General features: G+C 64.2%; 16 protein-coding genes and 1 pseudogene. 8 read left to right on the plus strand and 9 right to left on the minus strand.

The genetic code is table 11. The features are described from left to right. Window positions 1–16 precede the first annotated feature (16 nt). The 4 genes from AC1DZ8_RS28595 (at window position 17) to AC1DZ8_RS28610 (ending at window position 2,219) form a co-directional block, all read left to right on the plus strand. Window positions 17–202 carry a membrane protein gene (locus AC1DZ8_RS28595; RefSeq protein ID WP_023668475.1) on the plus strand — a complete coding sequence of 62 codons (186 nt, stop codon included), beginning with the start codon at window positions 17–19 and terminating at the stop codon, window positions 200–202. A gap of 26 nt (window positions 203–228) precedes the next feature. Continuing rightward, the gene (locus tag AC1DZ8_RS28600; RefSeq protein WP_477302907.1) at window positions 229–1,122 is read left to right on the plus strand and encodes a 4-(cytidine 5'-diphospho)-2-C-methyl-D-erythritol kinase; all 894 of its coding nucleotides are present in this window, start codon (window positions 229–231) and stop codon (window positions 1,120–1,122) included. Next, window positions 1,109–1,663: a molybdenum cofactor biosynthesis protein B gene (gene moaB, locus AC1DZ8_RS28605; protein WP_477302909.1), complete on the plus strand. Its 555-nt coding sequence runs from the start codon at window positions 1,109–1,111 to the stop codon at window positions 1,661–1,663. Before AC1DZ8_RS28600 ends, moaB begins: the two co-directional genes overlap by 14 nt. Window positions 1,664–1,790: 127 nt before the next feature. Then, window positions 1,791–2,219, plus strand: coding sequence for a GFA family protein (locus AC1DZ8_RS28610; protein WP_477302911.1), 429 nt, complete (start codon window positions 1,791–1,793; stop codon window positions 2,217–2,219). Here AC1DZ8_RS28610 and AC1DZ8_RS28615 read toward each other — a convergent pair. Further along, window positions 2,209–3,183 (minus strand): hypothetical protein, encoded by a 975-nt coding sequence (locus AC1DZ8_RS28615; RefSeq protein WP_477302913.1) that lies wholly within the window; start codon window positions 3,181–3,183, stop codon window positions 2,209–2,211. The two genes, AC1DZ8_RS28610 and AC1DZ8_RS28615, sit on opposite strands and share 11 nt — an antisense overlap. 209 nt (window positions 3,184–3,392) lie before the next feature. Next, complete coding sequence (locus AC1DZ8_RS28620; protein WP_477302955.1) at window positions 3,393–3,896, minus strand: glycosyltransferase; 504 nt, start codon at window positions 3,894–3,896, stop codon at window positions 3,393–3,395. Window positions 3,897–4,046: 150 nt separating this feature from the next. On the opposite strand from AC1DZ8_RS28620, the gene AC1DZ8_RS28625 reads away from it, so the two are divergent. Both AC1DZ8_RS28625 and AC1DZ8_RS28630 read left to right on the plus strand, forming a co-directional pair. After that, a complete protein-coding gene (locus tag AC1DZ8_RS28625; RefSeq protein WP_477302915.1) occupies window positions 4,047–5,201 on the plus strand; it encodes a PA0069 family radical SAM protein in 1,155 nt (384 codons plus the stop codon). A gap of 157 nt (window positions 5,202–5,358) precedes the next feature. Next, window positions 5,359–6,054, plus strand: a complete 696-nt coding sequence (locus tag AC1DZ8_RS28630) for a ribonuclease HII (protein ID WP_477302917.1) — start codon at window positions 5,359–5,361, stop codon at window positions 6,052–6,054. Between the two features lie 246 nt (window positions 6,055–6,300). Here the strand turns inward: AC1DZ8_RS28630 and AC1DZ8_RS28635 are convergent, their stop codons facing one another. From AC1DZ8_RS28635 to AC1DZ8_RS28665, 7 genes are all read right to left on the minus strand, one after another. Beyond that, window positions 6,301–6,792: a F0F1 ATP synthase subunit B gene (locus AC1DZ8_RS28635; protein ID WP_477302919.1), complete on the minus strand. Its 492-nt coding sequence runs from the start codon at window positions 6,790–6,792 to the stop codon at window positions 6,301–6,303. Between the two features lie 10 nt (window positions 6,793–6,802). Then, window positions 6,803–7,402: a F0F1 ATP synthase subunit B gene (locus AC1DZ8_RS28640; RefSeq protein WP_477302921.1), complete on the minus strand. Its 600-nt coding sequence runs from the start codon at window positions 7,400–7,402 to the stop codon at window positions 6,803–6,805. A gap of 66 nt (window positions 7,403–7,468) precedes the next feature. Continuing rightward, a complete protein-coding gene (locus tag AC1DZ8_RS28645) occupies window positions 7,469–7,693 on the minus strand; it encodes a F0F1 ATP synthase subunit C (RefSeq protein WP_006206606.1) in 225 nt (74 codons plus the stop codon). 67 nt (window positions 7,694–7,760) lie between these two features. Continuing rightward, a complete protein-coding gene (locus AC1DZ8_RS28650) occupies window positions 7,761–8,519 on the minus strand; it encodes a F0F1 ATP synthase subunit A (protein WP_352557343.1) in 759 nt (252 codons plus the stop codon). A 62-nt stretch (window positions 8,520–8,581) separates the two neighbouring features. Further along, window positions 8,582–8,974 carry an AtpZ/AtpI family protein gene (locus AC1DZ8_RS28655; protein WP_477302922.1) on the minus strand — a complete coding sequence of 131 codons (393 nt, stop codon included), beginning with the start codon at window positions 8,972–8,974 and terminating at the stop codon, window positions 8,582–8,584. A gap of 254 nt (window positions 8,975–9,228) precedes the next feature. Further along, complete coding sequence (locus tag AC1DZ8_RS28660; RefSeq protein WP_477302923.1) at window positions 9,229–10,413, minus strand: cell wall hydrolase; 1,185 nt, start codon at window positions 10,411–10,413, stop codon at window positions 9,229–9,231. Between the two features lie 136 nt (window positions 10,414–10,549). Further along, window positions 10,550–11,851 (minus strand): MFS transporter, encoded by a 1,302-nt coding sequence (locus tag AC1DZ8_RS28665; RefSeq protein WP_477302925.1) that lies wholly within the window; start codon window positions 11,849–11,851, stop codon window positions 10,550–10,552. 117 nt (window positions 11,852–11,968) lie between these two features. On the opposite strand from AC1DZ8_RS28665, the gene AC1DZ8_RS28670 reads away from it, so the two are divergent. Beyond that, window positions 11,969–12,880 (plus strand): LysR substrate-binding domain-containing protein, encoded by a 912-nt coding sequence (locus tag AC1DZ8_RS28670; protein WP_477302926.1) that lies wholly within the window; start codon window positions 11,969–11,971, stop codon window positions 12,878–12,880. 207 nt (window positions 12,881–13,087) lie between these two features. Continuing rightward, a pseudogene (locus AC1DZ8_RS28675) lies at window positions 13,088–13,243 on the plus strand (IS5/IS1182 family transposase); the annotation flags it as partial.

Raw genomic sequence — 13,243 nt, forward strand, 5'->3', positions numbered from 1 at the left:
GAGGGAGAGTTTTGAGATGCCGCAGATCATTTTCTTCGCAGTCGTCGGCGCCGCCGCTTATTTCGGCTACCGCACCTTTGTCCGCGAGGCCGAGCGCGTGACCGCCAAGGTGCGGCGCACCGAAAAGCAGGCGGCCAACGGCACGAACGGTACGCTGGTCCAGGATCCCAAGACCGGCGAATATCGCCTGGCCAAGGACTGAGCATCATCCCGCTTGCAGCTGATACGGTGGATGTCGCAGCCCGGACGTGGCTGGCGCCTGCCAAGATAAATCTGGCGCTGCATGTCACCGGCAGGCGTGCCGACGGCTATCATCTGCTCGAGAGCCTGGCCGTCTTCACCCGCTTCGGCGACAGGGTCGAGATCGAGCCTGCCGAAAGCGACCGGTTCTCCGTAGCGGGCCGCTACGCGACTTCTGTACCGATAGACGACAGCAATCTGGTGGTGAAGGCGCGCGAGGCGCTGCGCAGGCAGGCAGGCCTGCAGAGCACGCCTCCGGTTGCCATCCGGCTGGAAAAGAACCTGCCGGTCGCCTCGGGCGTCGGCGGCGGCTCGAGCGACGCGGCGGCGGTGATGCGCGGTCTTGTCCGGACATGGGGGCTCGACATCGGCGAAGCCGACCTGGCGCGGATTGGTCTCACGCTCGGCGCCGATGTGCCGATGTGCCTTGCGGCAAAACCGCTGGTCGCGCGCGGTGTCGGCGACGAGCTGTCGCTGGTGCCGGATTTTCCCGCGCTGGCCCTGGTGCTGGTCAATCCCAGCGTCGAAGTCTCAACGCCCGATGTGTTCAAGGCGCTCGATAGACGCGACAATGAAGCGCTGCCGCCGCTGCCGCGCGCATTCGACTTCCACAGCGTCCGCAACTGGCTGGAGATCACCCGCAACGATCTCGAGGCCGCTGCGCAGGCGATCCAGCCGCCCATCGGCAGAGCGCTTTCCCTGCTGAACCGGGCCGGGTCAGGATTTTCGCGCATGTCGGGGTCCGGCGCGACGTGCTTCGGGCTGTTCGAGACCGGCAATGTCGCCAAGCGCGCCGCCGCCGAGATCCGCAGCCGCGAACCGGACTGGTTTGTCGCCGCGACGCGAAGCATCGCTTCGGAGGGAACCGATGGCCAAAATTGACGAGAGCCGCCCCTTCATCCCGGTGCGCATCGCAGTGCTGACGGTTTCCGATACGCGCAGCCTGGCCGACGACAAATCCGGCCAGACGCTGGCCGACCGCATCGCCGAGGCCGGCCATGTGCTGGCCGACCGCGACATCGTCACCGACGACCGCGACAGAATCCGCGATACGGTCCTAGCGTGGTCGCGAGACAAAGAGATCGATGTCGTCATCACCACCGGCGGCACCGGCTTCACCGGCCGCGACGTGACGCCGGAGGCGCTGGAGCCGATTTTCGAAAAGCGCATGGACGGCTTTTCCGAAGTGTTCCACCGCATTTCCTACGACAAGATCGGCACCTCGACGGTGCAGAGCCGGGCGACCGGCGGTGTCGTCAACGCCACCTTCGTCTTCGTGCTGCCAGGCTCACCCGGCGCCTGCAAGGATGCCTGGGACGGCATCCTGAAGCCGCAACTCGACTACCGCCACATGCCCTGCAACTTCGTCGAGATCATGCCACGCCTAAATGAGCATTTGCGGCGCGGCAAGGCCGGTTCGTAAAGCAAGGCGGATAGCGGTTCAGCGCTGCCTTTGTCAGGCAAAACGCTGCTTGCGCCTTCGAAGGGTCATTTCCTGCGAGCGACCCAAGGCGTAATCTGCCGCGAGGTCTTCAAGGCGGAAAGACACAATGAACGCACATCGCGGCGGCTGTCATTGCGGCAACATTCACCTGACATTCGAAACCGACATCGAACCTGCCGAGATAGAAATCCGCGCCTGCCAATGCGCTTTCTGCGTCCGGCATGGCTCGCGCGCTGCCGCCGATCCGCAGGGGCGATTGATCGTCTCGGTCGAGGACGAGGCGCGATTGCACCGATACCGGTTCGGCTTGCGCACCGCCGACTATCTCATCTGCCGGGACTGCGGCGTCTATGTCGCGGCTGTGACCACCGACGGCGACGAGGCACGAGCGATCGTCATCGTCAACGCGCTGGACGACCGGCCGCGGTTCAGCCGCGAGCCGGTCCCAATGGATTACGATGCCGAAAACCGCGAAGGCCGTATCGCCCGGCGGCAGGCGCGCTGGATGCCGGTGGAGATCAGGATCACCGGATGACCGGTTCGCCGTGGAAGCGGCGGCGCGAGGGCGGCGACACGCCGAAGCCGACCTCCATCATCAGCCGCGGCGTGCGCGACGGCACGGTGCCCATGTGGAAGCCGAATGGGTCCTCGACAAAGCCGAGACCGGCCTCGCCGGTCAGCGTGACCGGGCTGTCGTCGCCATAGACCTTGAGCACCTCTTCGGCCGGATGGCCGACCAGCAGCGTCAGCTGGTGTTTTAGACTGCGCCTGTTGTGGCTGCCTTTGACATAGACATGCGGACCGGTCCCGGCATCGCAAGGCTTCAGGTAGAAGAAGAATTTCAGCATCCGCCAGTCGTCGAGATCGAAATGGTATTTGCCGAGCGAGGCGAGGTTCTTGTCGGCATCGGAGGCCTCGCCGGTCGGAAAGCTCCACCAGACGCGCGTGGTGATCAGCTTGGCCTGCCCGCCCAGATAGTTCTGGGCAATGTCGAGCAGCAACGGATCGTTCTGGATGGCAAGTGCCGCCTTGCAGCCGAGGATGCGCTCGAAATAGTGACCGCTGAGCAGCGAGCGGCCGAAACGCTTCTCGGCCCCGGCATGATCCCCAGGCATGAATTCGAGCCGGCGATCGAAATTGCCGAAGCATGGCGTGCTCTGTGCGAAGCTGGCGATCTCCTCATGGACTGCCTGCGGCAGGACCAGGCCTGAGAACAACCCATCGGTGCGCAGCGTTTCGACGATCGACTTGAGCTCGACGCCCCTGAACATCGTCGCTCCGACACTCTGCGCCGGGCGCGCGGCTCTGGCGCCCAGCCAGTGCAGCTTGCGCGCCGGCATGGTGCGGGCAAGCATGAACATCGGCAGCCAGGCTGGATTCTCGCGCATATCCTTGAGATAGGTCGGGATGCGCACAGCGATGCGGCGGAGCAGGCTGCCATTGCGAGCGATAGCTTCCAGGCTGGCGGCGCCTGATTTGTCAGCGGTCGAAAGGTTCATCGGGGTCCTCAGGTATGAACGGAAGCCGACACAGCGTCGGTTGCTCACCGCTCCGGCAATACCCAAACCCAATTGTCCCGCACTGAGGGGAATGCTACCCCCGCGTAATATTTTGTGCAATGCACAACAGGCAACGCACCTGCAAAATTCACGCGGGCTAATGAATGGGCAACGCTTCGGGCGCCCGCGAACGGCCGAGCAAAAGCACCTTACTTGGGCGGCGCCACCCAGATCTCGGCATTGAGCCTCTTCGTCGCCAGGCCGCGAGCGATGGCCTCGGCGCTACGGGCGCTTTTCGCCAGGGACGAAGCCTGCCGCTTGCTGATGACCAGACCTTCGGCCAGCGCCCGGTTTCCCTGGAGAACCCGCGCCAGGAACGGTGTGCGGCTGCCGCGCGAACGGGAAAAGCGCGCCGGCATGGTTTGCCGCGCCGTGTGGGCGACAACGTCGTCGATCCAGCCTTCCGAAAGCCGCGCGCCAGGTTCCAGCAACAGCAGCCAGTCGCCCTTCGCCTGCCGGATCCCGGCGGCAATGCCACCGGCAACGAAGTGGCAGCCGGCGTGGTCGGCGACCCGATGCGTCTGGTCGGTCGAGCCGGTGTCGCAGACGATGACATCGCGCACCACGCCCTCCACCGCGCCGCCGATCAGCGAGGCGAGCGTGCGGGCAAGGCCCTCTTCGTCATCACGGGTTTCGATGAGAACGCTGAGCATTTTAGCCGAATAGCGGAAAGCCTCGCGAAGCGCCAGTTTTGCATTGCACAACAAAAAAAGTTCTTGCTTTGTTCTCATCGGGAAAATAGGATTATTTTCATGAACAGACCGAATCGACAGCCGGCAGATAGTCCCTGGGAGAGGGCCAAGATGGAACATATCGTGCGTGCGGACATTGCAGCCTTCGGAGCAGGTCGAGCCGAGATGGCCAATGCAATGATCGAACAGAGCGGCATGCGCGTGCGCCCGGACCGCAACCGCGGCCGTTCGGCTGGGATCAACCCGTCCGGCCGTTTCGAGCCGGTCAGCCGGCATGTGTTCGACGATGGCTGGAATTCGCTGGAGGAACTGCCGCCGTTCAAGACCGAAGTGCAGGTCGAGAAGCCGCGCACCATCATCACCCGCAACGAATCGCCCGACATTTCCTTCGACCGTTCGATCAATCCCTATCGCGGCTGCGAGCATGGCTGCGTCTATTGTTTCGCACGGCCGACGCATTCCTTCATGGGCCTGTCGCCAGGGCTGGATTTCGAATCGAAGCTGTTTGCCAAGCCGGATGCGGCGCGGCTGCTCGACAAGGAACTGTCGAAGGACGGCTATCAGCCGCGTACTATCGCCATCGGCACCAACACCGATCCTTACCAGCCGATCGAGAAGCAGTACCGGATCATGCGCGAGATCCTCGAAGTGCTGGAGGCGCGCGGCCATCCGGTCGGCATCGTCACCAAGTCCGCTCTGGTGACGCGCGACATCGATATATTGTCGCGCATGGCCGAGCGCGGGTTGGCCAAGGTGGCGCTGTCGGTGACGACGATGGACCGCATGCTGGCGCGCACCATGGAGCCGCGCGCGTCGACGCCGACCAAGCGGCTGGAGGCGATAAGGCAGCTTTCGGATGCAGGCATTCCGACCTCGGTCATGGTGGCACCGATCATCCCCGGCCTGACCGACCAGGAGATGGAACGTATCCTCGATTCGGCCTGCGCCGCCGGCGCCCGCGAGGCCGGCTATGTCATCCTGCGCCTGCCGCTGGAGGTGGCGCCGATCTTCAAGGACTGGCTGCTGCGCCACTATCCCGACCGCTACCGGCATGTGATGTCGCTGATCCGGTCGATGCGCGACGGCAAGGATTACGATTCGGAGTGGGGCAAGCGCATGAAAGGCGCCGGACCCTATGCCTGGCAGATCGGCCGGCGCTTCGAGATCACGGCCAAGCGGCTCGGCCTCAATGCCGAGCGGCGCACGCTCAGGACCGACCAGTTCGTCGCCGCCGCCAATGCGACCGAGCAGCTGATGCTGCTGTGAAGATCCCTCTCCTGCCCGGCGTCGTCGGCCGGGCAGGAGACCCAAGTATCCCGTCCGGCCTGTCCCCCGGCCTGCAGACGGTGCCCTCCCGGTCTTGCCCCACTCGACCCTGGAGGGACTTGCGGAGAATCGGAGCCGATGCGAACCTCGCCGCAACATGGCTCGCGCGCGTTCCGATTCTCCGCTTCTTTTCGAAATCGTCGAGAAGCCCGACTTCTCCTTCGAGACGAAGGCGATGGCCGAAGGTCTGTGGCCTGTGGCGGGCATGGACGAGGCCGGTCGCGGTCCGCTGGCCGGACCGGTGGTGGCGGCAGCCGTGATCCTCGATCCCGCCAACATTCCCGACGGGCTCGACGATTCCAAGCGGCTCAACCATTTGCAGCGCGAGGCGCTGTTCCTGAAAATCCTCGGTTCCGCGCTCGGCGTGTCGATGGCCTCGGTGAGCGCCGAAGGCATTGACGGCAGCAACATCCTCAAGGCCAGCCTGGAGGCGATGCGCCGAGCACTTGCCGGCCTGCCGATCCAGGCAAAGCTGGCACTGGCCGACGGCCGCGACGTGCCGCCGGGTCTCCTCTGCGAGGGCCGCGCGCTGATCAAGGGCGACCAGCGCTCGCAGTCTATCGCCGCCGCCTCGATCGTCGCCAAGGTCATGCGCGACCGCATGATGTGCGGCTGCGGCAGGCACCACGAGCGCTACGGGTTCGAGGTCCATATGGGCTACGCCACGGTGAGGCATCGCACCGCGATTGAAGCGCATGGGCCGGTGGCACGGCTGCACCGAGCGTCGTTTGCGCCGTTTCGGCTGGGTGGGGTTGAGGTGGTGGAAGAAGAGGGTCTTGTGTTGGACAGCTAATCTCCCCCCTTGAGGGGGAGATGTTGCCAAAGGCGACAGAGGGGGTCGGTCCGACCGGGCGCCACGCCATTTTTCAGCGAAGAAGGCCAGCGCCTGACGCGCGGCGACCCCCTCTGGCCTGCCGGCCATCTCCCCCTCAAGGAGGGAGATTTCGCGCACCACCGCCTTCGCCAATCTCCATAGCCGCAACAACAAAAAAGCCGCCAGGTCACCCGGGCGGCTTCATGTCTGCGATTCAAATCCCGCTCAGTTCAGCTTGGCCTTCACATCCTGCAGCGCGGATTTGAACAGGTCGGCGCCGGCCTTGGCATCGACCTTGACTGCCAGCAGCGCACGCGCTGCCTCGACGGCGATGTCGACGGCACTGGCGCGCACTTCGGCGACGGCCTCGCGCTCGGCCTGGCCGATCTTCTGCTCGGCAAGCGCGGTGCGGCGGGTGACGTAATCCTCGGTCTTCTTGTGCGCCTCAGCGGCAAGCATCTCGGCCTCGCGCTTGGCGGCGGCGACAATTGCCGCGGCCTCCTGCTCGGCTTCCTTGCGCTTCTTCTGGTACTGGCCGAGCAGCTGCTGAGCCTCTTCGCGCAGCTTGCGGGCTTCATCAAGCTCGTTGCTGATCTTGGCTGCACGGGCGTCGAGCGCCTTCGCGATCAGCCCCGGTACCTTGATGTAGACGGCGGCGCCGAGGAAAATGATCAGGGCGACGGTGGCCCAGAGTGTTGCGAGAGATGTGGCGTCCATGATGCGCTCCTCACCGGGCCACGGATTTGACGGCCGCCGCGATCTCGGCCTTGCTGGCCTTGCCGCCGACAAGCGCATCGACGATGGCCGAAGCGGTGTCCTCGGCGATCGTGCCGACTTCCTTCATGGCGTTGGCCTTGATGGAAGCGATGCTGGCCTCGGCCTCGCCGAGCTTTTTGTCGAGCGCGGCCTCGACCTTCTTGCGGGCAGTTTCGGCTTCGGCCTTGGCGGCGTCGTTGGCCTGCTGGCCGATCGCATTGGCCTTGGCCTTGGCTTCCGCCAATTCCTGCTCGTAAGCAGCAACGGCAGCGTCAGCCTCGCCCTTCAGCCTGGCGGCCTGGTCGAGGTCCTGCGTGATGCGATCGCTGCGCACGTCGATGATGCCGCCAAGGCGCGGCATCACCACCTTCTTCAGGAACAGGTAGAACAGCCCGAACGTGATCGCCAGCCACAGAAGCTGCGACGGGAACGTCGCCGGATCAAATGGCGGGAACGTGCCGTGCGCCTCAGCGGGCACGCCGGTACCGGAATGCGTGTCGCCTTCCGTGCCGGTATGAGCGCCTTCAGCGGCGGGTGCGGACTCTTGCGCAAAGGCAGATGTCACGAACATGGACTATCCCCTGATATCAGGCATGGCCGCAGGGTAGCGGCCGGCCTGTCCAATCTTCTCGAGTGCTCAGCCGAACAGGGCGAGGAGCGCGATGAGAAGCGAGAAAATGCCCAGAGCTTCGGTCACGGCGAAGCCGAAAATCAGGCGGCCGAACTGGCCATCGGCGGCCGACGGATTGCGCAGGGCGCCCGCCAGGTAGCTGCCGAAGATGTTGCCGAGGCCAATGCCCGCGCCGCCCATGCCGAGGCAAGCGATACCGGCGCCGATGTACTTTGCTGCTTCTGCGTCCATTTTAAACTCCTTTGGATCTGTAATTCCGTTGCAATTCCATCCGGCGAAAGATGCCGGAAACTCTCGATCAGTGCCCGGGATGCAGGGCGTCGTTCAGATACATGCAGGTCAGCACGGCAAAGACGTAGGCCTGCAGGAAGGCGACCAGCAATTCCAGGGCGGTCAGCGCGACAGCCATGGCCAGCGGCAGCACCGAACCGGCGACGCCGACGGCGCCCAGCGCGCTCAGGCTGACGACGAAGCCCGAAAACACCTTCAGCGTGATGTGGCCGGCGAGCATGTTGGCGAACAGACGAACCGAGAGGCTGACCGGACGCGAGACGAAGGAAATAACTTCGATCAGCACCACCAGCGGCAGCAGGAAAACCGGAACGCCATGCGGCACGAACAGCTTGAGGAAGCCCAGGCCGTGCTTCGTGAAACCGTAGACAACGACGGTTCCGATCACCAGGGCCGCGAGGCCGAAGGTGACGATGATGTGGCTGGTGACGGTGAAGAAGTAGGGGAAAAGGCCAAGCAGGTTGGCGACAAGCACGAACATGAACAGCGAGAACACGAAGGGGAAGAACTTCATCCCTTGAGTTCCCGCAGCATCCCGCAGCATGTTGGAGACGAACTCGTAGCCCATTTCCGAAACCGACTGCAGGCGACCGGGAATAAGGCTGCGGCTGGAAGTCGAGAGGTAAAGAAACGCCGATGCGACGAGCACGGTCGCGACCATGAACAGAGCCGAATTGGTGAAGGACAGGTCATAGCCGCCGATGTTGATCGGAATCAGCTTGACGATATGGAACTGGTGGATCGGATCGACCTTGTCAGCAGCCATTTACATCCCCGTCAAAGCCGCGAACGGCCTCAGTGTCCTTATGCGCCATTAACGGCGCCAGTTCATTCTTTCGGATCGCGCGACTTCTCGCTTTTTCCGAATTCCGCCACAACACCTGCCGAACGCAGGACATTGAGCACGCCGGCGCCAAAGCCCAGCAACAAGCCGACGACCAGACCCCATGGCGAGGTTCCCGCCACACGATCCAGAAACCAGCCAAGGCCCACACCCACCACTATCCCGGCGATGAACTCGCTGGACAGCTTGAGCGCCTGGCCATATCCGGCCGTCGCTTTCGCGCCGTCATTCCCCTCTAGCCGATCCGGCCGTCTTGTCGCAAGCGATGCTTCAAGGTTGCGCCGGCGGCGCTCAAGGTCTTCGTCGCGGATGTCGGCTTCATGCTTGCTGCCGCGGCCGGTTTCTCCGGTTCCGTGTGGCCCATTCTTGTCGGCCATAGAACCCCCCTGCCCGGTCAGACCGTCACCGTCCGTCCGCTTCTAAAGTCGCCGGCAACATAGTTAGAGGGTCCGCGCCCGTCAAGCCACGGGCGGGGCTTCAAAGCCATGTATTTTTTCTATTAAAATCAATGAGTTGGAGAGGTGCGACATCGTGCCCGGCAGAGTGGCGGGGACGCAGACCCCGAATCCTTCCGGCAACGGCTCTTTGATTGCCGGGGCCAACGGGAAAAGAAGCGACGTTTGCCGATGGCTCAGCTCCAGCCGCCGCCATAGGTGCGGTAGAAGATGTGCAGGCCGATCTTGGTCATCTTCTGCATCGTGCGCGCCCAGCCCGGATGGACGTAGTTGGCGTAGTAATGGGTCGATGAGCCGACTTCCGGAATGAAAATCTTGCCGGCGGTGACGGCCATGGCGACATCCTGCGCCACCTTGTAGTTGGCAGGGCTCTCGATGCGCTTCTTGCGGCCGTCGCAGGCGAACGAGAACTGGCAGCGGTTCAGCCAGTTGTCGTTCTGGTAGACGACGCCGCAGATCGAGTTCGGATAGGCCGGATTGCGGACGCGGTTGAGGATGACCTGGGCGACGGCGGCCTGGCCGCGTACGGATTCGCCGCGCGCCTCGAAATAGATGCCGTTGGCAAGGCAGGCCTGCTCCTTCTTGGAGAAGACGCTGGCCGGCAGCGGGTTCTGGATCCACGAGTGATCGCCCTTCGCCATTGGCGGAATGAAGCGCCCATCATTCGGCTCTTCGTCCTGCAGCAGCGCCTCGAAGGGCGAGGCCTTGGCGTAGTCGGGCTCGGCCTGGGCATAGGCGGTGGCCAGAACGTCCGGCTTGTCATTGTTGACGAGGGCAGCAAGCATCGCCGGCACGCCGGGATCCGGCTTCTTGTCCACATTGGTATGGAATGCCTGGGCGATCTGGATTTCCTTGCCCTTGATGCCGGGCTTGGCGAAGGCCAGCTTCAGGCCGCTGTCCATGCTCGGCCGCAGCAGCGAGGAGGTGCGCTGGAAGATCGAGCCGGCATTGAAGTTCTTCGGCGGCGCCACCGGCGAGACCTGGATGATGCGGCCCTTCTTGTCGGAGCGCATGATGCGGTCCTCGTCGGGCGTGACGCCGGCGACATTGCCCTTGCCGCGAAACGAGACCTTGCCGACGCCGGGCAGGCGCACGCCCGAGCCCGAAAGCGAACCGGTGGTGACGGAATCGATGAAAGGCATTTCGGCGGCATGGACCGAGCCGGCGACGGAGCGCTCGACATAGGAATTCCAGCGGGTGCCCGACGCTTCGAGGCCGGAAATCAGGCTGCCCATGTCCTGGTAGGCGACGACGGTCGGAAAGCCGATCCAGATGCCGAGCCCGATGACCAATGGCGATACGAAGGAACGTTTTTTCTCACCGGCGGCGGCAGCCAGCCGCTTCAAGACACGTCGATGCACAGGAAACTCTCCAGAAACGCCACTGAGCCACTGGAGAGCCAAAGTGAAGCATTAACCTTGATGCGGGGTTAACGCTAATGATGGTGTTTTTCCGAACCGGCCCGAAACGAGACGCCGGTCCGGTGCGATAAAAGCGTCAGTTCGGCCGCAGCAGGATCGGCCAGGCGATGAGCGCGCAGAGCGCTCCGACCAGCCAGACGCCAGGCCACGACCAGACGAGCAGCAATGCCGGAATGGCGGTCGGCACCACGAAGAAGGCGATGAAGACGAAGCTGTTGGCTAGCCCGAGCGCGGTTCCGGCACGGCTGGCGCCGGCAAGCGTGGCGAGCTCGGTGTAGGCGACGCCATGCCAGGCGGAGACCGAGATGCCGGCAACGACCAGCAGCACCGCGATCGCCGGCATCAACGCGGCGTGCGAGTTTGGTGTCGCTGCCGCCGCCAGGACCAGCAGGCCGAGAGCCGCGAAGCCAAGCGCACTCGTCATGCTGCAGAAGCGCAGAAACCAGCGGCGGTTGCCGTGGCGATCGGTGTAGCGGCCGCTCCAGACGCGCATGACCATGGCGCCGGTCTGGACCGCGGCAAGGCTGGCGCTGATCGTGAGCGTGCCCATGCCGGCGAAGTCGTGCAGGAAGACGGAGGCGAAGGTGAGGACCGCCACCTGCGGAAAGCAGAGCAGGCCAATGGCGCTGGCGATGCGCCAGACCTCAACATTGCGCAGCGGCGCAGGGCCGGCCGGCTTGGTCATGGCCATGCGGCTGGCATTGTCGGTTTCGGGTGGCTGATGCAGCCAGCGCCAGGCAAACAGCGCCGAGACGGCGTTCACGGCGGCCAGTAGCCCGAAGACCGCCGCGAAGCCATGCGCTGAGGCCAGAGATGGCAGGACCAGCGCGCCGAGCCCGCCGCCGAGCGGCACCGCCGTCTGCCTGATGCTCATGGCAAAGCCGCGCTCGCCCTCATGGAACCAGGCCATGATCGCGCGGCCGCTGGAGCCATTGACGCTGCCGCCGAGCAGGCCGGTGACCAACAGGCATGCGGCCAGCATGGCAACGCCAGGCACATAGGTCGCCGACGGCACGATGAACAACGCCATGAGCGCAAGCCAGGCCGCCGTCGCGCCGAGGCCGGTCAACAGCACACCGCGATCGCCCCAACGGTCGGTGAGCAGGCCCCAGGGCAATTCGCTCAACGCAACGCCTAACCCAAGCAGCCCAAGGACAATGCCTAGATTGCCGTTGGAGAGCTGGTAGCCCGAACGCAGAAACACCGCTGCCGCCGGTATGCCGGCGAAGGTGGCGGAGAAACTGGCATTGGCAGCAACGCCGATGCCGAGCACCTTCCAGCGATGATTGGCGCGAAATCGTTCAGCCTTCGAAATGGCGGTGACGGTGGCTGCTCGACCAACCCGGCGTTGCTCACAATTTGCGTCGGCAATCGACATGGTGGAACTCCTGTAATGGCCCTTCCGGACCCTTGACGCCTTGTCTCTACCGCCATAACTTCATCCCGAATATCGGGAAGTTTTTGACTATTATTCCCGAAAAACAGGATCGTTTCTATGCGGCGTGTAACCTTCGACCTCGATGTCCTTAGAAGCTTCGTCACCGGCATGGAGCTGGGTAGCTTCGCCAAGGCGGCCGACCGGCTCGGACGCTCGACCTCGGCGGTCAGCGCGCAACTGAAGAAGCTGGAGGAGCAGGCGGCGACGCCGATCTTCCGCAAATCGGGGCGCGGCCTGGCGCTGACCGAGGCCGGCGAGACCATGCTCGGCTATGCCAGGCGGCTGCTCGAATTGAACGACGAGGCGGCTTCCGCCATCCACGACGTCGAACTGGAGGGCTGGGTCAGGCTTGGCCTGCAGGAGGATTTCGGGGAGGCGGTGTTGCCGGAGGTGCTGGGGCGCTTCGCCCGGGCGCACCCCAAGGTCAAGATCGAGGCCAGGATCGGACGCAGCTATGAACTTGCCGAGCGCATCACCTCAGGCAATCTCGACATTGCGCTGGCCTGGGACAGCGGCCAGGCACTGCCCTACAGCCGGCATGTCGGCGATGCGCAGTTGCGCTGGATCGGCCCGGCAAAGCTGATCGAGACCAGCCTGCGCGAGGGCGAGGCACTGCCGCTGGTGGCACTCGAAGCGCCCTGCCTGTTGCGCACGGTGACGACGGAAACCCTCGACCGCGCCGGCCTGCCGTGGCGGATGGCCTTCTCCAGCCCGAGCCTTGGCGGCATCTGGGCGGCGGTCGCCGCCGGGCTCGGCTTGACCATCCGCACCGATATCGGGCTGCCGGCCAACGTCAGGGCAATGGCGCCGCAGGTGCTCGGTCTGCCCGCGCTGCCGACAATGGCGCTGGTGCTGCACCAGAAAGATGCCGAGCTCGACCCGGTGGCGGCGCGGCTGGCGGATATATTGCTGCAGGCGGCACTGCAGGCGCTGCCGCGGACGGATGAGGGGCTGAGAGCGGTGGCTTAGTGTCCAGTGTCGCGTTCCGTCACACCCCCCTCTGTCCTGCCGGACATCTCCCCCCTCAAGGGGGGAGATTGGCCGGCACGTTGGCTTTCGCCAATCAACGAGGGTGAAGGAGAAGCGCCATCAGCGAAACTGCTAATCTCCCCCCTTGAGGGACTGTTGCAAAATTGGATGGATGTGATTCCCTGTTTTTGAAACGGGGATTTTGCGATGACGACGAAGCCGAGCGGTCAGTTCAGTTTTGTGGAGGCTTTGCTGCCACAGGGTCTTGGTCGGAGCGGTCGGCTGGACCGGCTGTCGTCGCTGGTGAAGTGGTATCGCTTCGAGAAGATTCTGGCGCGGCTGCGCTCGCCGGCGGGGCCAGGG

This window comes from Mesorhizobium sp. P2_F7, from assembly GCF_056403695.1.

Bases quoted from the DNA above. Each gene is read 5' to 3' on its own strand.
- AC1DZ8_RS28595 (WP_023668475.1), top strand. From the start codon at position 17: ATGCCGCAGATCATTTTCTTCGCAGTCGTCGGCGCCGCCGCTTATTTC.
- moaB (WP_477302909.1), top strand. From the start codon at position 1,109: ATGGCCAAAATTGACGAGAGCCGCCCCTTCATCCCGGTGCGCATCGCA.
- AC1DZ8_RS28610 (WP_477302911.1), top strand. From the start codon at position 1,791: ATGAACGCACATCGCGGCGGCTGTCATTGCGGCAACATTCACCTGACA.
- AC1DZ8_RS28615 (WP_477302913.1), bottom strand. From the start codon at position 3,183: ATGAACCTTTCGACCGCTGACAAATCAGGCGCCGCCAGCCTGGAAGCT.
- AC1DZ8_RS28620 (WP_477302955.1), bottom strand. From the start codon at position 3,896: ATGCTCAGCGTTCTCATCGAAACCCGTGATGACGAAGAGGGCCTTGCC.
- AC1DZ8_RS28625 (WP_477302915.1), top strand. From the start codon at position 4,047: ATGGAACATATCGTGCGTGCGGACATTGCAGCCTTCGGAGCAGGTCGA.
- AC1DZ8_RS28630 (WP_477302917.1), top strand. From the start codon at position 5,359: ATGGCTCGCGCGCGTTCCGATTCTCCGCTTCTTTTCGAAATCGTCGAG.
- AC1DZ8_RS28635 (WP_477302919.1), bottom strand. From the start codon at position 6,792: ATGGACGCCACATCTCTCGCAACACTCTGGGCCACCGTCGCCCTGATC.
- AC1DZ8_RS28640 (WP_477302921.1), bottom strand. From the start codon at position 7,402: ATGTTCGTGACATCTGCCTTTGCGCAAGAGTCCGCACCCGCCGCTGAA.
- AC1DZ8_RS28645 (WP_006206606.1), bottom strand. From the start codon at position 7,693: ATGGACGCAGAAGCAGCAAAGTACATCGGCGCCGGTATCGCTTGCCTC.
- AC1DZ8_RS28650 (WP_352557343.1), bottom strand. From the start codon at position 8,519: ATGGCTGCTGACAAGGTCGATCCGATCCACCAGTTCCATATCGTCAAG.
- AC1DZ8_RS28655 (WP_477302922.1), bottom strand. From the start codon at position 8,974: ATGGCCGACAAGAATGGGCCACACGGAACCGGAGAAACCGGCCGCGGC.
- AC1DZ8_RS28665 (WP_477302925.1), bottom strand. From the start codon at position 11,851: ATGTCGATTGCCGACGCAAATTGTGAGCAACGCCGGGTTGGTCGAGCA.
- AC1DZ8_RS28670 (WP_477302926.1), top strand. From the start codon at position 11,969: ATGCGGCGTGTAACCTTCGACCTCGATGTCCTTAGAAGCTTCGTCACC.